The sequence below is a fragment of the Caballeronia jiangsuensis genome (assembly GCF_046030135.1).
In the GTDB taxonomy this organism is placed as follows: Bacteria; Pseudomonadota; Gammaproteobacteria; order Burkholderiales; family Burkholderiaceae; genus Caballeronia; species Caballeronia jiangsuensis.
Map to the genome: position 1 here is coordinate 101705 of NZ_JAQQDB010000013.1, position 24103 is coordinate 125807.

Here is a 24103-nt window from a genome sequence, read left to right on the forward strand (position 1 = left end):
AAGCCGTCTCCGGGCAACCGCAGACGGCTTTTCGTTTCTAGGCTCAGAACGCGTAATACGGTCCCGGTCCCGCCGGCGTCGCGCGTCCTTCGAGCGCGGTGAACACGCGGCGCCCGTAGAAGAACGGCAAGCCCCAGTCGAAGAAGCCGCTCGCCGCGCCGGCGAGATTGTCGAAGGCGAAGTTGCCCGTACCGAACAACGCCGTCGATTGCGCGACCGTGAAGCTCACCGCGCTTTGCGCGCCGCTCGACGAGCGGATCGTCGCCGCGATCGTCTGCGGTGCGGACGGGCAGTACCACACGCCGCATCGGGCAAGCGTCGTCGACGGGAAGAAGACGCCGTTCGATCCGCTGTCGATGAAGCTCGATCCGTACTGGCTGCCGCCGAAATCCGTCGTGACATAGCCGGACACCGAGCTCGACTTGAGGACCGTCGCCGAGCCGAGCAGGTTGTTCGATTGCTAGCCGATGCCGAAGGTCATCGTTCCGGTCACGGTGGCCGCGCCGCTGTCCGGTACGTCGGGGAGCTCGATGAGCACGCCGTTGTTGTCGGTGGCGAAATTGGCGACCGGATTGGTCACCTGCTGCGCGACGGCCAGCGTGCTCGCGACGCAGTTGCTGGAGATGCAACTGTAGTACCAGCGCGGCAACGCAGACACCGCGCATCCGGCGCCGCAATCGGCGGTGAAGGGCCCGACGCCGAGTATGCCGTTGCCGCGCAAGGACGACGCGGAGAGCATCGGCAGGCCGGACTGGCTGCAATCCTGCGGAGCGCCGGATGCGGCGCTATCGGCGATCAACTGGACCGATGTGGAGCGCGCGACCTGGCCGGCGAGCCGGACATCGGCCGTACGCACCGCGCCCCACGTATAGCCGGAACCGAACACCGCGCATTCCGCGACGATCGCGCTTTGATTGCCGCCTGCGACGAGCGGCAACGCAATCGACGGGCTGAGCGCGGATGCGAGCACGCGCAGGCCATGCGAGCCGGTATCGACCTGAATGTTATCGATGGTCTGACAGGTGTTCGTGCCGGGCACGCAGATCGTCACGCTGGTTTGCAGCATGTTGCGCGTGTTGGTCGGCGTGCTGGTGACGCGGATCGTCTGGACGTTGGGCGTCGTCGATTGCGGCACGCTCGTGTTCGCGGACGAAGTCGGCGGGGCGCTTGCGGGCACGGCGGCGCTGGCTGTGTTCGGGGCGCTCGCCGTCACCGGCGCGCTTGCCTGCTGGGGCGGCGCGGCGGAACTGCCGTCCGAGCCGCCGCCACCGCCGCAGCCGTGAAGCAGGACGCAGAGCGCGAGCAGGGGCATCGAGAGAAGGGCGCGAGTGTTCATCGTCGGCTCCTTACTGGATGTCGGTCGACATCACGCCCGGCGGCAGGGCGCTCGCGAGCCATGCGCGTCCGCTGAACTCGCGCAGCCGCACACGATTTTCGACGACGAGATCGCCTTGCTCGACGCGCGTCGCATGCAGGCCGGCATCGCCCACCGACGCATTCGCGCCTTGCCTGAACGTCTCGAAGTACGCGCCGAGCAGCGAGTGGATGTCCGGCATGGCCGGCCCGCGCCAGGAAACCGCGTACACCGCGCCACTCGAATCGACATACTCACGCACGACGATGCCTTGCGCGTCGATCGTTTCGCGATATTGCACGAATGCGTCCTGCGCCTTCTGCACGACATCGCCAGCCGACGCTCCGGCGGCGCGCCCGGTCGCGCCGAGTTGCGCGAAGGCGGGCGCGGTCGCGCTGCTCGCGAGGATCGTCAGGCCCGCGATCACGTAGTGAGGAATTCTGATCTTTCTCATGTGCTTTCTCTCCGTTAATTAGGACTCTTCTTATTTTCTGGAAGAGATTTTAGAGATAAGCACGACGAGGCGATACGGGGCGACAGGCGGAAGCAAACGGGTCGATTCCGCAAGTCGAACCGATGAAACTTCATAAGAATCATTATGTTGCAAACGGCGACAGGTGGAATTGCCGTTTTTTGTGATTGTCATAAATTGTCAATTCGATGCGGAGCGACTTAAATACGAGATGGAAATGCGCTATTTAGCTGCTTCCAATCCGCATTCAGCGGCGAAGAGCAACTTTTAAAATGTGCGCGCTCCAAACGTCCGCCAGAGGCCGCCCGGTCCTCTTTTTTTCACGGCGCGGCGCCGGACCGGTAAAATGCTGGGTTGATCCACGGAAGAACGCCCGTGGCGTAGCGGAAGGACTTCTCCAAATGACAGATTTTCGTGTAACCAAGCGCATGACTGCGCTTTTCGCGGTGGCCGGAATCGTGGCGGGATGTGGCTCGTCCAATCCCAACGCATTCAACTACAAGAGCGATCAGCGTTCGAAACAGGTGTCTCTCGCCGTTCCGCCGAATCTGCTCGACGAAGCGGCCGACCAGCGCTCGCTGCCGCCGCAGGGCGGTCAGACGTCGCTGTCCGAGCTCCAGCAAGTCCAGAAAGTCGCACCGAACGCGCCCACGGTGGTTCCGCCGGTGTCGGGCATGCACGTGCAACGCGACGGCACCGAGCGCTGGCTCGTCGTCGATGGCAAGACGCCCGATCAGGTGTGGCCGCAGGTCCGCCGCTTCTGGCAGGAGCAGGGCTTCCTGCTCGTCGTCGATCAGCGCGACAAAGGCGTGATGGAAACGGACTGGAACGAAACCCATCCGCAGATTTCGGACGGCCTGATTCGCGACACGCTCTCCAAGGCAACCGGCAATTCGTATGTCACGGCCGAGCGCAACAAATACCGCACGCGCCTCGAAACGGCGCCGAGCGGCGGCACCTACGTGTTCATCAGTCAGAAAGGCATGCGCGAGGCGCTGACCGGCGTGAACAACGATTCGAGCCAGTGGCAGGCGCGCCCGAACGATCCGGCGCTCGAAAACGAATATCTGAAGCGTTTGATGTCCTCGCTCGCGATGGCCGATCAACGCGCGGCTTCGGGCGGCGCGACGCCGCTCGACACGCTGGCGCCGGCCGGTGCAGCCGGTGCGGCGGGCGCCGCGAAGGGCGGCGATTCGAAGGCCGCGTCGGTTGCGGCGCAGAACGTCACGAACGCGGGCAACTCGCCGATCCGCAACGAAGTCGTGCCTGAGGCCACGTCGTCGCAACTGACGTTGCCGGAAGCGTATGACCGCGCGTGGCTGCGCGTGGGCATCGCGCTCGATCGCGCCAACTTCACGGTGGACGACCGCGACCGCAGCAAGGGCGTCTACTTCGTGCGCTATGTCGATCCGACGGACAAGACATCGGCGGAACAGGGCTTCTGGAGCCAGGTGTTCCACGGCCGCAAGGAAATGAAGGCGAAGCAATATCAGGTCAACGTGCGCGCCGTCACCGAGCAGCAGACGCGAGTGGCGATCGTCGACGAAAAGGGGGATCTCGATTCATCCCCGCAGGCGCGCCAGATCATGGCGTTGCTCGCCGACCAGATCAGCTGAGCATTTCCAGGCTCGATCGCCCGAAAAACCGCCTCGTTCGCGAGGCGGTTTTTTTATGGCCTGCGCCGCCGCCACATCCGCGCAAACGATTTATTCAGCATGCATAGAAATGCGAGCGTCGGGTAAGAATTGCGCAGACAATTCTTTCTATCGGGAAATGTGCGCAAAAGCTTATAGAAATGAACGCGTGGACAGTACATTGCATCAATGGCGTAATTCACCCGCCCGAAGCTCTTCGAAAGCGCGCTCATCAGGCGTGTCGCACCGTACAAACAGACGATTGGTTCGCTACGCGCGAACCCCGATGGCCCCGTCGCCTATCCTCGTAGGGCGACGGTTTTTGCCCGCGTTTCGCTTGGAACGCGGGCTTTTTCTTTTGACACGCTAATCGGGTGTTTTCGGCGATGTCCGTCGCGCACGGTTATGCTCCTGATTTCATCGTTTCAACGAAAACAGGAGAACACTCATGTCGGAAATTGCCGTCGTCGCTATTTTCGTCGCCAAGCCGGGCAAGGAAGAGGAGTTGAGGCAAGTGCTCGAAGCCAACGTCGAGCCGACGCGCAAGGAACCGGGCGCGCTGCAGTATGACTTGCACCGCGACATCAAGGAGCCGCGGCGCTTTATCTTCGTCGAACGCTGGGAGAGCGAAGCCGCGCTCGCGAAGCACGGCGAATCGGCGCATATTCAGGCGTTTCGCGCCAAAGCGCCGGATCTATACGAGCACGGCGAGGTCCGCGTCGCGAGCAAGATCGTCTGACGGCGAAGACCGTCTTCAGTGCGTTTCGTGCGGCACGTCGAGGATGAGGATGATGGTCCAGTCGGCGTCGCCATCGTGATGATACTGGCGCTCCGCGACGATGAACGGTTGCTGCTTGCCGCTCGGCCCGAGGAAAAGCACGTCGCCTTCCATCGGCAGACATTCGACCGGCGGCAGCGCCAGATACGAGTCCTTGTTCACGTTGCGCGGCATCAGTTTTTCGATCTTGCGCGATGCCGCTTCGGTCCATTCGATATCGAGCTGGATATTGCTCATGCTGTCGTTCGCACGGTGAGTGCGCTCCACGGTTGAATCGTTGAAAAGACGATGCGCAATGTAGCACACGCCGTGCTCGATCCATGAGGCGCGCCAAACGGAAAAACGGCCCTGGGGCCGTTTTTCCGTCATGCGTCAGAACCCTCGAAACGCTCAGATTTCCTCGTACAGCGGCAGCGTCAGAAACTCGGTGAATTGCGCCGATGTCGACATTTCCTCGAAGATTTTCGCGGCGCGCTCGTAAGGCTTCGTGTCCGCGCCAGTCGCGCTGACGGCCTGCTTCACCTTCTCCAGTTCGTCGATGGTGATGTCGCGCACCATCGCGGCCGTGACCTTGCGGCCGTCGTCGAGCTTGCCCTTCGGCGAGCGGATCCATTGCCACACTTGCGAGCGCGAAATCTCCGCGGTCGCGGCGTCTTCCATCAGGTTGTGGATCGGCACGCAGCCATTGCCCGCGAGCCACGAACCGAGATAGTGGACGCCGACGTTCACGTTGTTGCGCAGGCCCGCTTCGGTGATCGGCTCTTCCGGACGGAAATCGAGCAGATCGTGCGCGGTAACCTGCACGTCGGTGCGCTGCTTTTCGATCTGATTCGGCTTGTCGCCGAGCACCTTCACGAACTCTTCCATCGCCACAGGCACGAGCCCCGGATGCGCGACCCAGCCGCCGTCGTAGCCGTCGGTCGCATCGCGCGCCTTGTCGGAGCGCACGCCGCCCATCGCCTTGTCGTTCGCCGCCGGATCGTTCTTGATCGGAATCAGCGCGGACATGCCGCCGATCGCCGGCGCGTTGCGCTTGTGGCAGGTCTTCAGCAGTTCGAGCGCGTAGGCACGCATGAACGGCGAGGTCATCGTGATCTTCGCGCGATCGGCGAGGCAGAAGTCCGTGTCGTTCTTGAACTTCTTGATCGCCGAGAAGATGTAATCCCAGCGGCCCGCGTTGAGCCCGGAGCTATGCTCGCGCAGCTCGTACAGGATCTCGTCCATTTCGAAAGCCGCAAGAATCGTTTCGACCAGCACCGTCGCGCGAATCGTGCCGCGCGCAATGCCGACGCCTTCCTGCGCCGCGACGAAGATGTCGTTCCACAGGCGCGCTTCGAGATGGCTTTCCATCTTCGGCAGATAGAAGTAGGGGCCGCTGCCGCGCGCGATCAGCTCCTTCGCGTTGTGAAAGAGGAAGAGCGCGAAATCGAAGATCCCGCCCGACACGCGCTGACCGTCGATGCTCACGTGCTTTTCATCGAGATGCCAGCCGCGCGGACGCACGATCAGCGTCGCGATCGTATCGTTGAGCTTGTACGACTTGCCGTTCTGCTCCAGCGAGATCGTGCGGCGCACGGCTTCCTTCAGGTTCATCTGGCCGACGATCTGGTTGTCCCAGTTCGGCGCGTTCGAATCCTCGAAGTCGGTCATGTACGAATCCGCGCCGGAGTTGAGCGCGTTGATGATCATCTTGCGCTCGACCGGGCCCGTGATCTCGACGCGCCGGCGTTGCAGATCCTTCGGCAGCGGCGCGACTTTCCAGTCGCCTTCGCGGATCGATTTCGTCTCTGCGAGGAAGCCGGGGCGCTCGCCCGCGTCGAGACGTTTGGTGCGTTCGACGCGCGCCGCGAGCAGTTGCTGGCGGCGCGGCTCGAACTGGCGATGCAGCGAAGCGACGAACGCCAGCGCCTCGGGCGTCAGGATGGTCTCGTAGCCGGGCTTGATGTCGGCTGAGATTGCCATGCCTTTCGGAAGCGAAAGCGGATTCGATGGATGCGTCATGGTTTTCTCCTTGGTCGGTCAGACGGTTTTGCTAGTGGTTGTGCTTGAAACAATGAAAAGGCAGCCGCCGGCTAAGTGCCGGGCGGCCGGCGTGCGCTGCCTGACTTGCGGCCCTTCGATGCGGCCGCTGCGCGCGCAGCGCCGCCTTCGATGAAAGCGATGAGTTCGGCCATGCCGCGGCCGCTGCCGTGCGGCGTGACGCCGAGTTCCTCGAACGGCAGCGCGGCGCGGTTGATCCAGAAGGTCGTGTAGCCGAACCATGTCGCGCCGGCGACGTTCCAGCCGTTGCTCGACGCGAACACGATGTCGCGCGCGGCGGCGCCGAAGGCACGCGTGCCGAGTTCGTATGCGGCGGCGGCGGGCTTGTAGGCGCGCGCCGAATCGGCCGACAGCACGTGATCGAAAAGCCCGCTCATGCCGGCGCTTTTCACCGCGACGTCGAGCATCGGCGGATTGCCGTTCGAAAGAATCGCAAGCGGCATCGCGAGGCCGTCGCGCAACGATCTGAGCGCGGGCACGGTGTCGGGAAAGGCGGAAAGGCACGCGTATTCATCCATCAGCCGCTTCTCGGCGGCGCTCGTCAGCGCGTCGGCGAGTTTCAGACGCGCGGCGGCGTGGCGCAGCGCATCGATCGTGATCTTCCAGAAAGGCTCGTAATGCGCGCCCGCCGGATCGGCGAGCGTGCGCAGTTGCGTGTATTCGATCTGCTTGCGACGCCAGAGCTTCGAGAGCGCATCGCCCTGGCCGGGAAAAAGCTGCTCGGCGGCCGCGACGACCGAATGGACGTCGAAGAGCGTGCCGTAAGCGTCGAAGATGACTGCTCGGGGAAGCATGGAGGATTCGAAGGACGATGCGGGTGTCGTTATGGCCGACATAGCCGTGCGCTCCGTTCAGAGGTCGGAATCGATTGTATTCGTGATCTGAGTGATGGAAAAAGCACCGCAGCATCACTTGATCTTTTACTTTTGCTTATCTAATCTGAGCGTGCGTACCCTTATTGACGACGAACACGCATGGATCGATTCAAGCAGATTGAGACCTTCGCCTCGGTTGCCGCGAAGGGCAGCCTCTCGGCGGCGGCGCAGGCGGAGGGCATCGCGCCGGCTGTCATCGGGCGCAGGCTCGATGCGCTCGAAGAGCGGCTCGGCGTAAAGCTGCTCGTGCGTACCACGCGCAGAATCACGCTCACTTTCGAAGGCTCCGCGTTTCTCGAGGACTGCCAGCGCATCATCAACGACATGCAGAACGCGGAGGCGAGCGTCTCGGCGGGCGGCGTGAAGGCGAGCGGGCATTTGCGCGTATCGGCGCCGGCGGGCTTCGGGCGGCGTCACGTCGCGTCGCTCGTGCCGAAGTTCACGACGCTGCATCCGGACGTATCCGTCAGCCTCGATCTGACCGACCGCATGGTCGATCTCGTCAACGAAGGCTTCGACTGCGCGGTGCGTCTGGGCGAACTGCCGGACTCGTCGCTCGTGTCGCTGAAACTCGGGGAGAACCGGCGCGTGTGTGTCGCATCGCCCGACTATCTCGCGAAGCGCGGCGAGCCCGCCGATCTCGCCGCGCTCGCGCATCACAACTGCCTCGCGCTCGGCGCGTCGGCGAATCAGCAGCGCGGCTGGGTATTCGAGCAGGACGGCAAGGTCGTGACGATCAAGGTTTCCGGCACGATGGAGTGCTCGGACGGCGCGGTGCTGCACGAATGGTGTCTCGAAGGCCGCGGCCTCGCGTGGCGCTCGTGGTGGGAAGTGGGCGAGGACATCGGCGCGGGGCGTCTCATGAGCGTGCTCGATGCGTTCGCCGCGCCGCCGATCGGCATTCATGCGGTGTTTCCGCAGAGAAGGCATTTGCCGTTGCGTGTGCGATTGTTTCTCGATCTGCTCAAACATACGTATAACGCGACAGGGTATTGGGGGTGAGTCCCTGGAGAAACTTCGGATTCCTATGCGGGCGCAGAGCGACGGCCCGAAGCGGCGCTTCGCCGCGCACTTTCATCGAAACTTTCTCCGCTTCCATCCCCGTTACTACAATACAACCACGCACCTACACGTGACGGGGGACGCCATGTTCAAACACATACTCGTGCCGACCGACGGCTCCGAGCTATCGCAAAAGGCCATCGACGGCGCGATCGATCTCGCGCAATCCGTTGGCGCGCGCATCACGGCTTACGCGTGCCTGCCGCAATATCCGTATTCACCTTTCGCCGATGTCGCCGTCGAGCCGCCCGACGACTTCCACGCCCGCGCCGAAAACGAAGCGCGTGAGCACCTGCGCGCGGTCGAGCGCGCCGCCGAGAGCGCCGGCGTGGCCTGCACGAGCGTGACGAGCATCGATGCCGCGCCGTATATCGGCATCATCGAGGCAGCCGAGCAAAACGGCTGCGACGTGATTCTGATGGCATCGCACGGACGTCGTGGCCTCGGAAGCTTGCTTATCGGCAGCGAAACGCAGCGCGTGCTGACGCATACAAAGATTCCGGTCATCGTGTACCGCTGATGCTCAAACGAAAAGCGCACGCGATGCGCTTTCGTTTGAGCGTCGGGCCGTGGCGCATTGCTGCATGCGCCACGGCCGATGCTTCTTTTCACCGCTCTCCCTGATTCAACCTGCCTGACGCGGTATTACGCGACCTTCTTGTCGAAGAACTGCTCGTCTTCGGTCGATCCGTGCAGCGCGGTCGTCGAAGCGTCGCGCTCGACCGTCTGCGTCACGGCGTCGAAGTAGCCCGTGCCCACTTCGCGCTGATGCTTCACCGCCGTGAAACCCTTGTCGGCGGCGGCGAATTCGGCCTGCTGCAACTCGACGAACGCGCTCATCTGCGAACGGGCGTAGCCGTGCGCGAGGTTGAACATCGAGTAGTTCAGCGCGTGGAAGCCCGCGAGCGTGATGAACTGGAACTTGTAGCCCATCGCGCCCAGTTCGCGCTGGAACTTGGCGATGGTCGCGTCGTCCAGATTCTTCTTCCAGTTGAACGACGGCGAGCAGTTGTACGACAGCATCTTGTCCGGGAACTGCTTGTGGATGGCTTCAGCAAACCTCTTCGCGTATTCGAGATCCGGCTTGCCGGTTTCGCACCACACGAGATCCGCGTACGGCGCGTAGGCGAGGCCGCGCGAGACCGCCTGTGCGAGACCCGGCTTCGTGCGGAAGAAGCCTTCCACGGTGCGCTCGCCGGTGAGGAACGGCTTGTCGTTGTCGTCGATGTCGGACGTGACGAGATCGGCGGCTTCGGCATCGGTGCGCGCGATGAGCAGCGTCGGCACGCCGCACACGTCCGCAGCGAGGCGCGCGGCCGACAGCTTGGCGACGTTCTCGCGCGTCGGCACGAGCACCTTGCCGCCCATGTGGCCGCACTTCTTGACCGACGCCAGTTGATCTTCGAAGTGCACGCCCGCCGCGCCCGCTTCGATCATCGCCTTCATCAGTTCGAACGCGTTAAGCACGCCGCCGAAGCCCGCTTCGGCATCGGCCACGATCGGCGCGAAGTAGTCGATATAGCCTTCGTCGCCCGGATTCTTGCCTTCCGACCATTGAATCTGATCGGCGCGCGTGAGCGTGTTGTTGATACGCTTCACGACGAGCGGCACGGAGTTCGCCGGATACAGCGACTGGTCCGGATACATTTCGCCCGCGACGTTGGCGTCGCCGGCCACCTGCCAGCCCGACAGATAGATCGCCTTGAGGCCGGCCTTGACCTGCTGCATCGCCTGATTGCCGGTCAGCGCGCCGAGCGCGTTGACGAACGGCTCCTCGTGAATCGACGCCCACAGCCTCTCGGCGCCGCGGCGTGCGAGCGTGTGTTCCGGCTGTACCGAGCCGCGCAGACGCACGACGTCATCCGCCGAGTAGCCGCGCTTGATGCCCTTCCAGCGCGGATCGGATTCCCATTGCTGCTGGAGTTGCTGAGCCTGTTGTTGGCGTGAGGTCATGGCGTTTCTCCTCGAGACTGGACTGATGTTCCTGAATGGCTTGAGCTGCGATGCGCCTGGGTGGGCGGCCTACGTTTGCTCAACTCTTATATAAGAGTCTAGGCAAACGACGATCTGCGAAACACCCCTCGGAAGGAGATTTGCGCATTATTTTTATCGCAATAAATCAATCAGATACGATCGACATACCGTATTGCGGAACGATGTTTTCTATCTTGCAACGGACGAGTTTGTGCCGCGCAGCACATCTTTTGCGACACAAAAGAACATTGCACATTGTGAAATATGGCGACGGGACGAAAAAAAACCGATGCACAAGGCATCGGTTTTTTATCGAATCAGAGAACGGTGATCGAGACCGCTCCCTGAAAGCCGCTTAGCTGCCGCGGCGCGGGGCGCGCGGGCCGTCGTTGCGGCGTGCGCTGTAGCCATCGCGCGAGCCGAAGCCGCCTTCGCCACGGTTACCGCCGCGATAACCGCCATCGCTATTTCCGCCACGATAGCCGCCATCGCTGTTGCCGCCACGGTAGCCACCGCCGTCACGCGAACCTGCGTTCGATTTGTTGCCATAGCCGCCCGCGTTGCCCGGACCGAAGCCCCGGCCGCTGCTGCTGCTACCGCCGCCGTTGCCGCCGAAACGACGACCACCGCCGCCGTTGCCGCCCGGACGGCCACGACCGCCGCCGCCACCGAAACCACCCTTCGGCGGCGCCCTGCGCGGCTCGAAGCCCGCAACGACGTTCACCGGCAGCGGCGTGCGCACGAAGCGCTCGATGCGCTTCAACGCGCCCATTTCGGCGTAATGCACGAGGCTCACCGCCGTGCCGCTACGGCCGGCACGACCGGTACGGCCGATACGGTGCACGTAGTCTTCCGCGAACTTCGGCAGGTCGTAGTTGAAGACGTGCGTGATGCCAGGAATATCGATGCCGCGCGCCGCGACATCCGTCGCGACCAGCACGCGCACACGGCGCTCGCGCAGCGCACGGATCGTGCGATTGCGCGCGCCTTGCGGCAGATCGCCGTGCAGCGCGGCGGATTCGAAGCCCGCGTCGGCGAGACGATTGGCGATGAGATCGGCGTCGCTCTTCGTCGCCGTGAAGACGATCGCCTGATCGAGACCGGAGTCGCGCAACAGGTGGTCGAGCAGACGATCCTTGTGATCGCGGTCATCCACATAATGCACGGCCTGCGCGATGTTGCCGTTCGCTTCGAGCTTCTGCACGATCTCGATGCGCTCCGGATCTTTCAACAGACGCCCGGTCAGCGACGTGATCTTGCTGTCGATGGTCGCGGAGAAGAGCAGCGTCTGGCGCGAGGCCGGCGTCGCGTCGACGATACGCTCGATGTCTTCGATGAAGCCCATGTCGAGCATGCGGTCGGCTTCGTCGAGCACGAGCATGTCCAGATTCGACAGATCGATACGGCCGCGCTCGAGGTGATCGATCAGACGTCCGGGCGTCGCGACGAGAATCTCGGGGTTCTTGGCGAGCAGCATCAATTGCTGACCGTAAGCGACACCGCCGAGAATGCTGACGGTGCGCAGACGGCGCAGGTGCTTGCCGTACGTGGTCGCGGCGGTGGAAACCTGCATCGCGAGTTCGCGTGTCGGCGTGAGCACGAGCAGGCGCGGACGGGCGACCGGCTGCGGACGGCGGCCACGTGCGGCATTCGCATCACGCGGCTGCTGCGCTTCCTGCTTTTGCAGTTGCGAGAATTTTTCGATGGCCGGCAGCATGAATGCCGCCGTCTTGCCCGAACCGGTCGGGCTGGAAACGAGCAGGTCGCGGCCGGCGAGCGCTGCGGGAATCGCGCGCTGCTGCACGGGCGTCGGGTTCTGGTAGCCCGCGGCGGTCAGCGCGGACACGATATCGGCGCAAAGGCCGAGCGATTCGAAACTGGGGCCGGCGGGCTTTTCTGCCTGCGCTGCGGGTGCGTCGGTGGCCGGGATGTCGGCGGTGGGGGCGATGCCAATGTTTGCTGCGAGATTGTCCAACGGGCTAGCGGTGAAGCTCGAAGTCATGTCGATCCTTGAAACGAGGAATAAGGCGTCGGCGCCAATCGGCATACCCAAGTCGTTGGATTCAGCGAGCGAAGAAACAGCGAGCAAATCGAAAAACGGGGGCTGCTCGCGCGAACGTGCGGCGAGCATGTTTTGTTAGAAGCTGTATCGGATACGGCAGGCTCTATCGTTCGAACATGAACGACGGGCGCTGACGTCAGCCTGATGCATGACGGGCCGCGAAACATACTGCGCGCAATAAAACCGCGCAACGGCCTAGCAGGGAGGGGACAGTTTCTAAACTGGATTGGGGCGAAACGCTACGAAGCGCCTTGCTGCGCGAGGCTTTGCCGAAGAAGCAGGCAACCCGCAGTCGAGCGCTAGCCGAAAGTATATCTGAATTTGCTGCACCGCGCCACATTTTGAAGCGTGGCCGCGCCATCGCAGGGCATCGACGGCGCGGCGTGTCATCCACAATCGCGTCAGGCCGCTTCGCCTCGCTTGAGCGACTCGACGAGTTCCACGTAGCGCGCTTTCGCATCGTCGGCGGGGGTGCCTTCGAGCGCTGCCCACGCTTCGTATTTGTACTTGCCGGCGATGTCCGTGAAACCCGGCTTGTCACCCTGCACATCGCCTACGCTCGCCTGCTTGAACAGCGCGTAGAGACGCAACAGCGTGAGATTGCCGGGACGCTCGGGCAACTGGGTCACGTCGGTCTGGGCGGCAGCGAATTGCTGGTCGATGTCGGTCATGCGTTCTCCGTTCTTATCGAGATAGGACCGGCCGATCTTAGCAAGCGAGGCGGGCGAGACAGGTCGAGGCTTTCCTCCAACCGAGGATGCCTACCAGACGCGATCCGGATCGCGCCGCCTGTGCGGATGGCGCGAATGCGGCGCATGTCCCGCATTACAATACCGGCTATGACACGCACCGTTTTGCTCGCCCTCGATACGTCGACGGAGTTTTGCTCCGTCGCGCTCCTGCTCGCCGACACCGCTCCCGCCGCCATTCAACCTGCCGCCGCACCGCAGTATTCAAACGGCGACACGCGCGTCTGGTTTCGCCACGAGGCGACCGGCGCCGTTTCGAGCACACGTCTTTTGCCCGCCGTGCGCGAGCTATTCGATGACGCCGGCCTCGCGCTCGCCGATTGCGCCGCGATCGCATTCGGTGCGGGCCCCGGTTCGTTCACCGGCCTGCGCACCGCGACGGGCGTCGCGCAAGGACTGGCGTTCGGCCTGAGCGTGCCGGTCGTGCCGGTGAGCACGCTGCTCGCCTGCGCGGAAGGCGCGCGGCTGAACGATCCGTCTGTCCCGCCGCGCGTGCTCGCGGCGCTCGATGCCCGCATGGACGAGGTGTACTGGGCCGACTTCGAATTCGATGCCGTCGCAGGCGATTGGCGCACGCTGCACGGCGCCGCACTCGATGCGCCCGGCGCGCTGCCGCTGCCTGACGTGCCGTTCACGCTCGCCGGCAATGCAGCGGCGGCGTTTGGCGATCGCCTGCCGGCGGTGGCCGCCGCCGCGCGTGTCGATCGTGAGGCGTTGCCGCATGCTTTGCCGCTCGCGCTCATCGGCTTGCGTGCGTTGCGGGCGGGTCGCACGGTCGCGCCCGAGCACGCCGCGCCGGAATACGTGCGCGACAAGGTCGCCCAGACGACGGCGGAGCGCATGCGGGCTCGCGAGGAGGCGATTCGGTGAGCGGGGTGCTGCTGGCCGATCGGTATCTCACGCCGATGACCGAAGCCGACCTCGACGAAGTCGCCGCGGTCGAAAAACTCGCCTACGAGTTTCCCTGGAGCCGCGGCAACTTTCAGGATTCGCTGCGCAACGGCTATTACGGCGTGTGCCTGCGCCATGTGACCGGCACGCTCATCGGTTATTGCGTGCTGATGCCTGTCGTCGACGAGATGCATCTGCTCAACCTGTGCGTCGCGCCGGCGGCGCAGCGCGCGGGCGCCGGACTCACGCTGCTGCGCGAAGCGGTGCGCATCACGCGCACGGAGAAGCTCGAAGGCGTGCTGCTCGAAGTGCGGCCGTCCAATCCGCGCGCGATCCAGTTATACGAGCGCTTCGGCTTCACGGCCATCGGACGCCGCAAGAACTATTACCCCGCGCGGCATCGCTCGCGCGAGGACGCAATCGTCATGCGTCTGTCGTTTTCGAAGGAGAGTGCGCATGGCGCTCGATGAATCGTTGATTGAGGAACTGGGAATCGGGCCCGTTTGGGTGCGACGGGGTGTCGTGTCCGTAGCGCTTGTCGAGGCGGTTGAGTCAGTAGCGTCGGTCGAGTCCACCGCGCCGGAGCCGGAAGCGCCCGCGCCCGTCGAAATGCGGCAAGCGCCGAAGCCCGCCGAGCCGCCGTCGCCCATCGTGCAGCCGGAATCCGACGTACCGCCGCTGGACGCCTACGACGATCTTCCCTGGACCGACGACGCGCCCGCTCACGCCGAAGCCGCCGCCGTCGAAGCACCGAGCGACGTCCACACGCTCGACTGGGATGCGCTCGCCGAACGCGTCGCGAACTGCGAGCGCTGCCGGCTTTGCGAGCGCCGCACGAACACGGTCTTCGGCGTCGGCGATCGCGAAGCGGACTGGATGCTGATCGGCGAAGCGCCGGGCGAGAACGAGGACAAGCAGGGAGAGCCGTTCGTCGGTCAGGCCGGCAAGCTGCTCGACAACATGCTGCGCGCGCTCACGCTGTCGCGTCAGTCGAACGTCTATATCGCGAACGTGATCAAGTGCCGCCCGCCCGGCAACCGCAATCCCGAACTCGATGAAGTCGCGCGCTGCGAGCCGTATCTGCAACGGCAGGTCGAGCTCGTGAAGCCGAAGGTCATCGTCGCGATGGGGCGCTTCGCCGCGCAAAGTCTCCTGAAGAACGAGGCCAGCATCGCGTCGATGCGCGGGCGCGTGCACGAGTATCGCGGCGTGCCGGTCATCGTCACGTATCACCCGGCCTATCTGTTGCGCAGCCTTCAGGACAAGTCGAAGGCGTGGGCCGATCTCTGCCTCGCGCGCAACACGTATCGCGAGGCGCTCGCCGCGCTCGGCGTCGAGCAAGGAGCGCAGAAGGGCGGCGTCTGATGGCCACGCAGGCGAGCGAGCTCACGCGACTCGTCGATCGTTTCGACGACGTCACGGTCCGCGATCTCGCCTGGCTGCTTTTTGCGCCCGATCTATTGCGCGAGGGCGACGTGCCTCTCGCGCATCCGCTCGCCTCGACACAAGAGCGCGACGCAACGCTCGACTGGCTCGCGACGCTCGATGCCGCGCCGCAGCCGCTCCACGATCACGCGCGCGATCCCAAGCTCACGCGCCTCGGTATCTACGCCGAGAGCCTCATCCGGTTCTTCCTCTCGCACGGACCGGCGGCGCGCCTCGTCGCGGCGAACGTGTCGTTGCGACGCCAGCGGCGCACCATCGGCGAATGCGATTTTCTGCTCGAATCGGCGAACGGCGTGCGGCTGCACTGGGAACTGGCGGTGAAGTTCTACCTGCATATCGGCGATGCCGATGCAGCGAGTGCCGTGCGTCTGTCCGATTATGTCGGACCGAATCTCCAGGACCGCTTCGATCTGAAGCACGCGCGGCTCGTCACGCATCAGCTTGCCTTGACCTCGCGCGCGGAATTCGCCGCGCTCGGCTTCGAAGGGCCGTGGCGCGCGCAGTTGTTCATCAAGGGGCGGCTCTTCTATCACGGTGTCGGAGACGCGCATGTCGAGCCGGCGCCCGAGATCGGCGCGAGTCATTTGCGCGGATGGTGGCTGACGGCGTCGGAATGGCGCGAGGCGCGGGCGAACGTATCCGACGATGCGCGCGCGTGGGTCGTGCAGCCGCGCATGGCATGGCTCGCGTCGCGGCGTCTCGATGCGGCGGCCGCCGCGACGTTGATCGCGGAATCGGATGCGATCCGCGCGCGTCTGGAAACGACCATCGCGCCGACGATGATCGCGGCTTATGCGCGTGACGACGCGGGGAAATGGATCGAGGAATCGCGCGGTTTCATCGTGCCGGACGACTGGCCCGCGCGTGCGCGCGAGTTCGCCGCATCGGCGCCCTGATTGCCGCGCCGCTTACCACCAGCGATAGAAGTGATGCACCGGACCGACGCCGTGACCCACGTCGAGCCGCACGCTCGCCTCGATCGCGCCGGTGAGATAGCGCTTGGCCTCGGCCGTCGCGCTCGCGAGATCATCGGTTTGCGGGATCAGCGCCGCGATCGCCGACGACAACGTGCAGCCCGTGCCGTGCGTGTTCTTGAGCGGCACGCGCGCGCCGCCGAGCCTGAGCGAACCGTTCGCCTCGATGAGCCAGTCGGGACTGTCGGAGGACGCCAGATGGCCGCCTTTCATCAGCACGGCCTGCGCGCCGAGCGCGCGCAATGCTTCGCCCTGACGGACCATCGCGTCTTCATCGACGGCGCTTTCGACGCCGAGCAGCGCCGCCGCTTCCGGCAGATTCGGCGTGACGAGCGTCGCGAGCGGCAGCAATTCGTCGCGCAGCGCGGCGACCGCGTCGGGCGCGAGCAGCGCGTGATTGCTCTTTGAAATCATCACGGTGTCGAGCACCACATGTCTGGGCCGATGACGCTTCAGCGCATCGGCGACCGCGCGCACGATGCCCGCGTTCGCCAGCATGCCGATCTTCACGGCATCGATGCGGATGTCGTCGAACACTGCGTCGAGCTGCGCGGTGATGAACGCCGGTTCCGGCGCATGGACCGCCGTGACGCCGCGCGTGTTCTGCGCGGTGAGCGCCGTGACGACGCTCGCGCCGTACGCGCCGAGCGCGGAGAAGGCCTTCAGATCGGCCTGGATGCCCGCGCCGCCGCCCGAGTCGGAGCCTGCGATCGTGAGCACGTTGGGAATGGTTTTCGTGGCGGACATAGCGGAATCAGGTTCGGGCGCGCAGGACGGTCGCGCGCAATGCCGCGGCGGCTTCGCGCGGGTCGGCGGCCTTGCAGATGGCCGAGACCACGGCGAGACCGGCGGGCTTCGCGCGCATCACGTCGGCGGCGTTATGCGCCTGGATGCCGCCGATCGCCACGGTCGGCAAGCGTGCGGCGGCGCAGATTTCAGCGAGGCCGTCGATGCCGCAGGGCGTGGAGGCGTCGGTTTTCGTCGGCGTCGCGTACACCGGTCCCGCGCCGAGATAGTCGATGACGCCCGCGAGCTTTTGCGCGTCCGCGGTTTCATCGGGATTCGATACCGACAAACCGATCAGCGCATCCGGCCCGAGCAACCGACGCGCGGCATCGGCGGGCAGATCGCGTTGCCCGATATGCACGCCATCGGCGCCGACGGCCAGCGCGACATCGACATGATCATTGATGACGAACGGCACGCCGTGCGCGCGCGTGATCGGCAACACCGCGCGCGCGAGGTCGAACCATGCGCGCTTGTGCCATTCGGGTGCGCGCAGTTGCACGATGGTCGCGCCGCCTTCGAGCGCGGCACGCGCGACGGCGATCGCGGCATCGTGCCCGCCGCACTGCACCGGATCGAGCACGAGATAGAGCGAGAGATCGAACGAAGCGCGCATGATCAGCCGGACACGATGTCGCGCTGCACGAGCGTTTTTTCGAACGCTTCGGCATCGAGCGAGGCGAGCCGGTCCAGATACGCGACGGCGAAACTTCCGGGCAGGGCCGCGTCGCGCGCGGCGAGTTCGCCCGCGATGGTCGAATACGCGATCGCGGCGACCGTCGCGGCCCAGAACTCGTCGCGATCCGATGCCGTGCCGACGAACGCCGCGACCGTCGCGGAGAGCGCGCAGCCGACGCCCGTCACGCGCGTCATCAGCGGCGAGCCGTTCGACAGCGCGATGACGCGGCGGCCATCGGTCACGTAATCGGTCTGGCCCGTCACCGCGACCACGGCCTGCGTCTTCAGCGCGAGGACTTGCGCGGCATCGAGCGCGGCATCGGTGGCGGCGGTGCTGTCGACGCCGCGCCCGCTCGCGGCGCCGCCCGACAGGCTGATGATCTCCGACGCGTTGCCGCGAATCACCGCGGGCTTCGAATCGAGCAGATCGAGCGCGAACTCCGTGCGGAACGCAAGCGGGCCGACCGCGACGGGATCGAGCACCCACGGCTTGCCCGCGCCGTTGGCGGCCTCGACGGCGGCGCGGATCGCGCGGCTCTGCGGCACGTCGAGCGTGCCGAGATTGACCGACAGCGCATTGGCGATGGGCGCGAACTCGCCGACTTCCTCGCGCGCGACGACCATCGCCGGCGCGGCGCCGATCGCAAGCAGCACGTTCGCGGTGAAGTTCGTGACGACAAGATTCGTCAGGCAGTGCACGAGCGGCGCGCGTTCGCGCACGCGGTTGACGAACGAGAAGAGGTCGGCGGCGAGCATGATGGAGTCGATCGAAATGAAGGCGCGCGACGTCTCAGTGCCGCGCTTCGCCGATCAGCGCGACCGAATCGAACGCGCGCTGATTGGCCTGATGCCGCCGCATCACGAAGTACATCATCAGGCAGACGAACGAGCCGAACAGCACGATGACGAACTGGATCGGCATGTCGAGCCACACGAGCACCGCGTAGAGGCACAGCATGACGAGCACCGAGAGGTTCTCGTTGAAGTTCTGCACGGCGATGGAATGTCCGGCGGAAAGCAGCACGTGTCCGCGATGCTGGAGCAGCGCGTTCATCGGCACGACGAAAAAGCCCGACAGACCGCCGACGATCATCAGGAACAGATACGCGACGAGCAGATAGCCGGGGAAGTGCATCTTGCCGAAGTAGATGCCCCAGTGCGCGGGAAAGAGGTGGCGCGTGTAGAAGGCCATCAGCATGACGGCGAGGCCCATGATGATACCCACAGGCAGCACGCTCAACGAGCGCTTGAGCGGCACGCGCGCGGCCGCGAGCACCGCGCCTACCGCGACGCCGACCGCGATCACCGCCTGCAGGATCGCCGCCTGGGAAAGCGTCATGCCGAGCGACACTTCGGCCCATTTCAGCACGATGAACTGAAGCGTCGCGCCCGCGCCCCAGAAGAGCGTCGTGACGGCGAGCGAGATCTGGCCGAGCTTGTCGCGCCACAGCACGAGAAAACAGTCGGCGAAATCGGTGATGAGCTTGAGCGGCCGCGTTTCCTGCTTCGGATAGCGCGCGCCGGTGTCGGGAATGCGCAGGTTGAACATCGCGGCGACGATGTACATCAGCACGATGACGAGCATCGCGGCTTCGGCGGGCGTGTGGATGCGCGGAATGTTCAGCGACAACAGGTGACTCGCGATATGCGGGCTGATGAGCGCGCCGCCCATCACGGTGCCGAGAATGATCGAGCCGACGGTCGTGCCTTCGATCCAGCCGTTCGCGGCGACGAGCCGGTCGGCCGGCAGGAGTTCGGTGAGAATGCCGTACTTCGCCGGCGAATACGCGGCGGCGCCGAAGCCGACGATGCCATACGCGAGCAGCGGATGCGCGCCGAAGAGCATCGTCAGGCAACCGACGACCTTGATCGTGTTGGTCACGAACATCACGTGGCCCTTGGGCCGGGAATCCGCGAAAGCACCGACGAAAGCCGCGAGAATCACATACGACAGGACGAAGAACAGCTTGAGCAGCGGCGTCATCCAGTTCGGCGCGTGAAGGTCTTTCAGCAGTGCAATGGCAGCGATCAGTAGAGCGTTGTCGGCCAGCGAAGAGAAAAACTGCGCGGCCATGATGGTGTAAAAACCTTTTTTCATCTGATCCGAAGCTTTCCTCACTGCGGGTGATCCGCCCCGGGCGCCTGTCATGCGCTCGGGCTTATGCCTTTCGAAATGGGTTGTGCGCACGGCTTTATAACACGAAAATAGGCGCATTCTGACTAGCAGTAATCTCGATCGCGCGAGAAATGACACGTTCGTGCCTGAGATTCCTCATAAGATACTGATTCGCAAGGTGTCCCGGTCGGAGCAGCGCGACGCGTCCCACTGTCGTATGCTCACCCTTTGGACCGCACTCACTGCAATTCCACCAAACGCTCATGCCTCGCCCCCTTTCTGCAACGATCCACACCGCCGCACTCGCCAACAACCTCGCCATTGCACGCAAGTACGCGCCGAAATCCAAGATCTGGGCCGTCGTCAAGGCCAATGCGTATGGCCACGGACTCGCGCGAGCGTTCCCGGGCTTGCGCGCAACAGACGGCTTTGGCCTTCTCGACCTCGAAGAAGCCGCGAAGTTGCGTGAATTGGGCTGGGCGGGGCCGATTCTTTTGCTGGAAGGCTTTTTCCGGCCGACCGACATCGACGTGGTCGACCGCTACAGCCTGACCACGGCGGTGCACTGCGACGAGCAGTTGCGCATGCTGGAAATGGCGCGCCTGTCGAAGCCCATCAACATCCAGCTGAAGATGAACAGCGGCATGAACCGCCTCGGCTACACGCCGGAAAAGTTCCGTACCGCGTGGGAGCGGGCGCGCGCCGTGCAGGGCATCGGCCAGATCACGCTCATGACCCATTTTTCCGATGCCGACGCCCCGCGCGGCATCGCGCATCAACTCGAGGCGTTCGAGCGCGGCGCGGAAGGCATTTCGGGCGCGCGCAGCCTCGCCAATTCGGCGGCGGTGCTGTGGCACCCGGACGCGCATGTCGACTGGGTGCGGCCGGGCATCATGCTGTACGGCGCGTCACCGTCGGGCGTGACCGCCGACATCGCCGGCACGGGTCTCAAGCCCGCGATGACGTTCCAGTCCGAGCTGATCGCCGTGCAGACGGTGGACGCGGGAAGCAGCATCGGCTATGGCTCGACTTATACGGCGGGCACGTCGATGCGCGTCGGCGTGGTCGCGTGCGGCTACGCGGACGGCTATCCGCGCGTGGCGCCGGAAGGCACGCCGGTGATCGTCGATGGCGTGAGGACGAAGCTCGTCGGCCGCGTATCGATGGACATGCTGACCGTCGACCTCACGCCGTGCCCGGGTGCGGGCATCGGTTCGCGCGTCGAACTGTGGGGCGCGAATCTGCCGATTGACGACGTCGCCAGCGCGGCGGGCACCATCGGCTATGAACTCATGTGCGCGATCGCGCAGCGCGTGCCGGTGCGCGCGGAATAACTCTTTCAGCGTCGATGACGCAATTCGAAGCAAGGCTCTGTGTGGCGAAAGCAGCAAAAGCAAAAACGCTCTATACGTGTAGCGAATGCGGCGGACAGTCGCCGAAATGGACGGGCCAGTGCGCCGCGTGCGGGGCGTGGAACACGCTGGTGGAATCGGTGGAGCAGGCGGCGTCGGCGCATCGCTTTCAGGCGCTCGCGAAGAGTTCGCCGGTGCGCAAGCTCGCTGAAATCGAGGCGTCGGACGTGCCGCGCTTCACGACCGGCGTCGGCGAGTTCGACCGCGTTCTGGGCGGCGGTCTGGTGCCGGGCGGCGTGGTGCTGATCGGCGGCGATCCGGGCATCGGCAAATCGACGCTGCTGTTGCAATCGCTCGCGGAAATTGCCCGCGAGCGGCCCGCGCTCTACGTGAGCGGCGAGGAATCCGGCGCGCAGATCGCGTTGCGCGCGCAGCGGCTCGGGTTGATCGGCGAAGCGAGCGCGGTCGGCGATCTCGGGTTGCTGGCGGAAATCCAGCTCGAAAAAATCCAGGCGACCATCGACGAGCAACGGCCCGAAGTTGCGGTGATCGACTCGATCCAGACCATTTACTCGGAAGCGCTGACATCCGCGCCCGGCTCGGTCGCGCAGGTGCGCGAGTGCGCGGCGCAACTGACGCGCATCGCCAAGCAGACGGGCACGTCGATCATCATGGTCGGCCACGTGACGAAGGAGGGCAGTCTCGCGGGGCCGCGCGTGCTCGAACATATCGTCGATACCGTGCTGTATTTCGAGGGCGACACGCATTCGTCGTTCAGGCTCGTGCGCGCGTTCAAGAATCGCTTCGGCGCGGTCAACGAACTCGGCGTCTTCGCGATGACGGAGAAGGGCTTGCGCGGCGTCGCGAATCCGTCGGCGCTGTTCCTGTCGCAACACGAGCAGAGCGTGCCGGGTTCGTGCGTGCTCGTGACGCAGGAAGGCTCGCGGCCGCTTCTGGTCGAGGTGCAGGCGCTCGTCGATACGGCGCACGTGCCCAATCCGCGCCGGCTCGCGGTCGGTCTGGAGCAGAATCGGCTGGCGCTGTTGCTGGCCGTGTTGCACAGGCACGCGGGCATCGCGTGTTTCGATCAGGACGTGTTCCTGAACGCGGTCGGCGGCGTGAAGATCACCGAGCCTGCCGCCGATCTGGCCGTGCTGCTCGCCATTCACTCGTCGATGCGCAACAAGCCGCTGCCCAAGGGCCTCATCACGTTCGGCGAAGTGGGGCTGGCCGGCGAAATCCGGCCCTCGCCGCGCGGTCAGGATCGTCTGAAGGAAGCTGCCAAGCTCGGTTTCTCGATGGCGCTGATTCCGAAGGCGAACGCGCCGAAACAGGCGATCGACGGCCTGAAGGTGATCGCGGTGGACCGCATCGAGGAAGCAATCGACCGAGTTCGCGATCTCGAATGACGAAGTGATCGGGCCCTTCGTAACGGGGCGTAAGAATCCGGTTGCTCTATGTAACCCAAGCGAGGCGCGGTTTTTCTATCCTAACGGGGCTACGGACCTGGCCAACTTTGCTCGAGGCAGTTCAAAAGGCGAAGGGGCTGGAAGGATCGAGAGGACCACGCATTGAAACACTCAAAATCAACCCGGCCGAAGCCCGCGTTCCATCTGCGCGGATGCCGCGTCTCGGCGCCGCTTCAGCAGCCTTGGGGCAGCGGTTGCCGGATCGTCGAATGGATCGACGAGCAAGGGCAGATCTCGCGCCGCGTCGTCGCGGCCGATATCACCGAGGATCAGGTCGTCGCGACCATTCGCCAGCATGTGACGGGCCGCAAGCACGTGCTCGTCGACGACGAACATCAGCCGCGCCAGGTTCTGCCCCGGCGTTAGGCTTCCCGAAAGAGCGGATGCGCCGCCGCTTCGGCGGGCGTGAGCACGGGCGCAACGCAGCAATCGAGCGGCTCGAGCAGCGTCATCCATTCGTCGCGCGTGCGCTCACGAAAGCGCGCGGCAAGCTGCGCCGACAATTCCGCCGCGTCCGCTCCGCCGATCGCCTGTCCGAGACTCCAGTGCCGCTTCGCCCAGTCGGGGCGGTCGAGCGCCTCGCACAAGGTCTGCCAGAACTTCAGTTCCAGCGCGCCGACCGCGACGAAGCGGTCGTCGCGCGTGCGATACACGTCGTAGCAGGGCACGCCGCCGTTCAGGAGGCCCGCTCCGGCCCGCGTCCCCGCTTCGTTGGCATTGGCGAGCGCGATATGCGCCATCACGTTGTGCGCGTGCGTCGCGTGCGTCATCGAGACATTCAGGCAGCGGCCTTCGCCGCCGCGTGCGACATGCCACGCCGCCGCGAGTATTTCCATGACGGCCGAGAGCGCGCCGCCGAGCAGATCCGCCAACTGAAAGTTCGGCGCGACAGGCGTGCCGTCACGCGTCGCGAGCTGATCGAGCACGCCCGCGTACGCGATGTAGTTCAGATCGTGACCGGCCTTTTGCGCGAACGGGCCGTCGCTGCCGAAGCCCGTGATCGCGCAATAGACGATCTTCGGATTGGCCTCGCGCAACACGTCATAGCCGACGCCCAGTCGCGCCATCACCGAAGGGCGGAAACTTTCGACCAGAACATCCGCGTCGCGCGCGAGTTCGATCAGCTTCGCGCGGCCTTCGTCCGTTTTGAGATCGAGCGTGAGTTGCCGCTTGCCGCGATTGACGATGCGATAGAACGCGCTCGGCGTGTCGTTTTGCCGGTCGGCTTCGGTTTGCAGCATCGTGCGCGCGTAGTCGCCTTCGCCGGGCGGCTCGATCTTGAGCACGTCGGCGCCGAGTTCGGCGAGCCGCAACGTGGCGACGGGACCCGGAAGAAGCCGCGTCAGATCGAGCACGCGCAGGCCGGTAAGAGAAGGCGTCAAGTCGTCGAT

23 protein-coding genes and 1 pseudogene are annotated in these 24103 nt (G+C 64.7%); 11 read left to right on the forward strand and 13 right to left on the reverse strand.

Annotation, left to right across the window (positions count from 1 at the left end; translation table 11 throughout):
- Positions 1-43 precede the first annotated feature (43 nt).
- Positions 44-1336: pseudogene (locus tag PQR08_RS15920) on the reverse strand (DUF3443 domain-containing protein).
- Between the two features lie 10 nt (positions 1337-1346).
- Positions 1347-1808 carry a DUF2844 domain-containing protein gene (locus PQR08_RS15925; protein WP_408161767.1) on the reverse strand — a complete coding sequence of 154 codons (462 nt, stop codon included), beginning with the start codon at positions 1806-1808 and terminating at the stop codon, positions 1347-1349.
- Positions 1809-2227: 419 nt separating this feature from the next.
- Between PQR08_RS15925 and bamC the strand changes: the two genes are divergently transcribed.
- Positions 2228-3442, forward strand: coding sequence for an NlpB/DapX family lipoprotein (gene bamC / locus PQR08_RS15930; RefSeq protein ID WP_250483483.1), 1215 nt, complete (start codon positions 2228-2230; stop codon positions 3440-3442).
- 466 nt (positions 3443-3908) lie between these two features.
- Positions 3909-4199: a putative quinol monooxygenase gene (locus PQR08_RS15935; RefSeq protein ID WP_250483484.1), complete on the forward strand. Its 291-nt coding sequence runs from the start codon at positions 3909-3911 to the stop codon at positions 4197-4199.
- 15 nt (positions 4200-4214) lie between these two features.
- Here PQR08_RS15935 and PQR08_RS15940 read toward each other — a convergent pair whose 3' ends face one another.
- The 3 genes from PQR08_RS15940 to PQR08_RS15950 all read right to left on the reverse strand — a co-directional run bounded on the left by PQR08_RS15940 (position 4215) and on the right by PQR08_RS15950 (position 7114).
- Positions 4215-4475 carry a hypothetical protein gene (locus PQR08_RS15940; protein ID WP_035503563.1) on the reverse strand — a complete coding sequence of 87 codons (261 nt, stop codon included), beginning with the start codon at positions 4473-4475 and terminating at the stop codon, positions 4215-4217.
- Between the two features lie 153 nt (positions 4476-4628).
- Positions 4629-6239 carry a malate synthase A gene (aceB, locus tag PQR08_RS15945; RefSeq protein WP_250483485.1) on the reverse strand — a complete coding sequence of 537 codons (1611 nt, stop codon included), beginning with the start codon at positions 6237-6239 and terminating at the stop codon, positions 4629-4631.
- 71 nt (positions 6240-6310) lie between these two features.
- On the reverse strand, positions 6311-7114 hold the full coding sequence (locus PQR08_RS15950) for a haloacid dehalogenase type II (protein WP_404978587.1): 804 nt from the start codon (positions 7112-7114) through the stop codon (positions 6311-6313).
- Between the two features lie 138 nt (positions 7115-7252).
- On the opposite strand from PQR08_RS15950, the gene PQR08_RS15955 reads away from it, so the two are divergent.
- Both PQR08_RS15955 and PQR08_RS15960 read left to right on the forward strand, forming a co-directional pair.
- Positions 7253-8155 carry a LysR family transcriptional regulator gene (locus PQR08_RS15955; RefSeq protein WP_035503487.1) on the forward strand — a complete coding sequence of 301 codons (903 nt, stop codon included), beginning with the start codon at positions 7253-7255 and terminating at the stop codon, positions 8153-8155.
- Between the two features lie 145 nt (positions 8156-8300).
- Positions 8301-8735, forward strand: a complete 435-nt coding sequence (locus tag PQR08_RS15960; RefSeq protein ID WP_035503489.1) for a universal stress protein — start codon at positions 8301-8303, stop codon at positions 8733-8735.
- A 125-nt stretch (positions 8736-8860) separates the two neighbouring features.
- On the opposite strand, the gene aceA is transcribed toward PQR08_RS15960, so the two are convergent.
- From aceA to PQR08_RS15975, 3 genes are all read right to left on the reverse strand, one after another.
- Complete coding sequence (gene aceA, locus PQR08_RS15965) at positions 8861-10168, reverse strand: isocitrate lyase (RefSeq protein ID WP_250483486.1); 1308 nt, start codon at positions 10166-10168, stop codon at positions 8861-8863.
- Positions 10169-10544: 376 nt separating this feature from the next.
- Positions 10545-12191 carry a DEAD/DEAH box helicase gene (locus PQR08_RS15970; RefSeq protein WP_250483487.1) on the reverse strand — a complete coding sequence of 549 codons (1647 nt, stop codon included), beginning with the start codon at positions 12189-12191 and terminating at the stop codon, positions 10545-10547.
- A gap of 461 nt (positions 12192-12652) precedes the next feature.
- Positions 12653-12922, reverse strand: a complete 270-nt coding sequence (locus tag PQR08_RS15975; protein WP_035503494.1) for an acyl-CoA-binding protein — start codon at positions 12920-12922, stop codon at positions 12653-12655.
- 168 nt (positions 12923-13090) lie between these two features.
- On the opposite strand from PQR08_RS15975, the gene tsaB reads away from it, so the two are divergent.
- The 4 genes from tsaB to PQR08_RS15995 are packed head-to-tail and all read left to right on the forward strand — an operon-like array spanning position 13091 to position 16233.
- On the forward strand, positions 13091-13870 hold the full coding sequence (gene tsaB, locus PQR08_RS15980) for a tRNA (adenosine(37)-N6)-threonylcarbamoyltransferase complex dimerization subunit type 1 TsaB (RefSeq protein WP_250483488.1): 780 nt from the start codon (positions 13091-13093) through the stop codon (positions 13868-13870).
- Positions 13867-14361, forward strand: a complete 495-nt coding sequence (gene rimI / locus PQR08_RS15985; protein WP_187604934.1) for a ribosomal protein S18-alanine N-acetyltransferase — start codon at positions 13867-13869, stop codon at positions 14359-14361. The genes tsaB and rimI overlap by 4 nt, the downstream gene beginning before the upstream one ends.
- On the forward strand, positions 14276-15256 hold the full coding sequence (locus tag PQR08_RS15990) for a uracil-DNA glycosylase (protein ID WP_408161805.1): 981 nt from the start codon (positions 14276-14278) through the stop codon (positions 15254-15256). The genes rimI and PQR08_RS15990 overlap by 86 nt, the downstream gene beginning before the upstream one ends.
- On the forward strand, positions 15256-16233 hold the full coding sequence (locus tag PQR08_RS15995) for a DUF1853 family protein (protein ID WP_250483490.1): 978 nt from the start codon (positions 15256-15258) through the stop codon (positions 16231-16233). The genes PQR08_RS15990 and PQR08_RS15995 overlap by 1 nt, the downstream gene beginning before the upstream one ends.
- A gap of 12 nt (positions 16234-16245) precedes the next feature.
- Here PQR08_RS15995 and thiD read toward each other — a convergent pair whose 3' ends face one another.
- Genes thiD through lplT form a run of 4 tightly spaced genes read right to left on the reverse strand, consistent with a single transcriptional unit; the run spans position 16246 to position 19873 of the window.
- Entirely contained in the window at positions 16246-17058 is an 813-nt protein-coding gene (gene thiD, locus PQR08_RS16000) for a bifunctional hydroxymethylpyrimidine kinase/phosphomethylpyrimidine kinase (RefSeq protein ID WP_250483491.1), read from the reverse strand.
- A gap of 7 nt (positions 17059-17065) precedes the next feature.
- Positions 17066-17713, reverse strand: a complete 648-nt coding sequence (gene thiE / locus PQR08_RS16005) for a thiamine phosphate synthase (protein WP_250483492.1) — start codon at positions 17711-17713, stop codon at positions 17066-17068.
- Between the two features lie 2 nt (positions 17714-17715).
- Complete coding sequence (gene thiM, locus PQR08_RS16010) at positions 17716-18531, reverse strand: hydroxyethylthiazole kinase (RefSeq protein ID WP_187604929.1); 816 nt, start codon at positions 18529-18531, stop codon at positions 17716-17718.
- A gap of 34 nt (positions 18532-18565) precedes the next feature.
- A complete protein-coding gene (lplT, locus tag PQR08_RS16015) occupies positions 18566-19873 on the reverse strand; it encodes a lysophospholipid transporter LplT (RefSeq protein ID WP_035503501.1) in 1308 nt (435 codons plus the stop codon).
- Between the two features lie 281 nt (positions 19874-20154).
- Here lplT and alr point away from each other — a divergent pair, with 281 nt between their 5' ends.
- From alr to PQR08_RS16030, 3 genes are all read left to right on the forward strand, one after another.
- The gene (gene alr, locus PQR08_RS16020) at positions 20155-21225 is read left to right on the forward strand and encodes an alanine racemase (protein ID WP_250483493.1); all 1071 of its coding nucleotides are present in this window, start codon (positions 20155-20157) and stop codon (positions 21223-21225) included.
- Between the two features lie 41 nt (positions 21226-21266).
- A complete protein-coding gene (radA, locus tag PQR08_RS16025; RefSeq protein ID WP_035503504.1) occupies positions 21267-22652 on the forward strand; it encodes a DNA repair protein RadA in 1386 nt (461 codons plus the stop codon).
- Positions 22653-22814: 162 nt separating this feature from the next.
- Entirely contained in the window at positions 22815-23078 is a 264-nt protein-coding gene (locus PQR08_RS16030) for a DUF2866 domain-containing protein (protein WP_035503507.1), read from the forward strand.
- Here the strand turns inward: PQR08_RS16030 and PQR08_RS16035 are convergent.
- Positions 23075-24094 carry a CaiB/BaiF CoA transferase family protein gene (locus PQR08_RS16035; protein ID WP_250483495.1) on the reverse strand — a complete coding sequence of 340 codons (1020 nt, stop codon included), beginning with the start codon at positions 24092-24094 and terminating at the stop codon, positions 23075-23077. The genes PQR08_RS16030 and PQR08_RS16035 overlap by 4 nt on opposite strands.
- Positions 24095-24103: the final 9 nt, after the last annotated feature.

Coding starts and splice junctions, on each gene's coding strand:
- PQR08_RS15995 (WP_250483490.1), top strand. CDS start 15,256: ATGGCCACGCAGGCGAGCGAGCTCACGCGACTCGTCGATCGTTTCGAC.
- thiE (WP_250483492.1), bottom strand. CDS start 17,713: ATGCGCGCTTCGTTCGATCTCTCGCTCTATCTCGTGCTCGATCCGGTG.
- PQR08_RS15940 (WP_035503563.1), bottom strand. CDS start 4,475: ATGAGCAATATCCAGCTCGATATCGAATGGACCGAAGCGGCATCGCGC.
- PQR08_RS15960 (WP_035503489.1), top strand. CDS start 8,301: ATGTTCAAACACATACTCGTGCCGACCGACGGCTCCGAGCTATCGCAA.
- aceB (WP_250483485.1), bottom strand. CDS start 6,239: ATGACGCATCCATCGAATCCGCTTTCGCTTCCGAAAGGCATGGCAATC.
- PQR08_RS15975 (WP_035503494.1), bottom strand. CDS start 12,922: ATGACCGACATCGACCAGCAATTCGCTGCCGCCCAGACCGACGTGACC.
- tsaB (WP_250483488.1), top strand. CDS start 13,091: ATGACACGCACCGTTTTGCTCGCCCTCGATACGTCGACGGAGTTTTGC.
- aceA (WP_250483486.1), bottom strand. CDS start 10,168: ATGACCTCACGCCAACAACAGGCTCAGCAACTCCAGCAGCAATGGGAA.
- lplT (WP_035503501.1), bottom strand. CDS start 19,873: ATGAAAAAAGGTTTTTACACCATCATGGCCGCGCAGTTTTTCTCTTCG.
- PQR08_RS15935 (WP_250483484.1), top strand. CDS start 3,909: ATGTCGGAAATTGCCGTCGTCGCTATTTTCGTCGCCAAGCCGGGCAAG.
- thiM (WP_187604929.1), bottom strand. CDS start 18,531: ATGCTCGCCGCCGACCTCTTCTCGTTCGTCAACCGCGTGCGCGAACGC.
- PQR08_RS15955 (WP_035503487.1), top strand. CDS start 7,253: ATGGATCGATTCAAGCAGATTGAGACCTTCGCCTCGGTTGCCGCGAAG.
- alr (WP_250483493.1), top strand. CDS start 20,155: ATGCCTCGCCCCCTTTCTGCAACGATCCACACCGCCGCACTCGCCAAC.
- thiD (WP_250483491.1), bottom strand. CDS start 17,058: ATGTCCGCCACGAAAACCATTCCCAACGTGCTCACGATCGCAGGCTCC.
- PQR08_RS15970 (WP_250483487.1), bottom strand. CDS start 12,191: ATGACTTCGAGCTTCACCGCTAGCCCGTTGGACAATCTCGCAGCAAAC.
- PQR08_RS15950 (WP_404978587.1), bottom strand. CDS start 7,114: ATGTCGGCCATAACGACACCCGCATCGTCCTTCGAATCCTCCATGCTT.
- PQR08_RS15925 (WP_408161767.1), bottom strand. CDS start 1,808: ATGAGAAAGATCAGAATTCCTCACTACGTGATCGCGGGCCTGACGATC.
- bamC (WP_250483483.1), top strand. CDS start 2,228: ATGACAGATTTTCGTGTAACCAAGCGCATGACTGCGCTTTTCGCGGTG.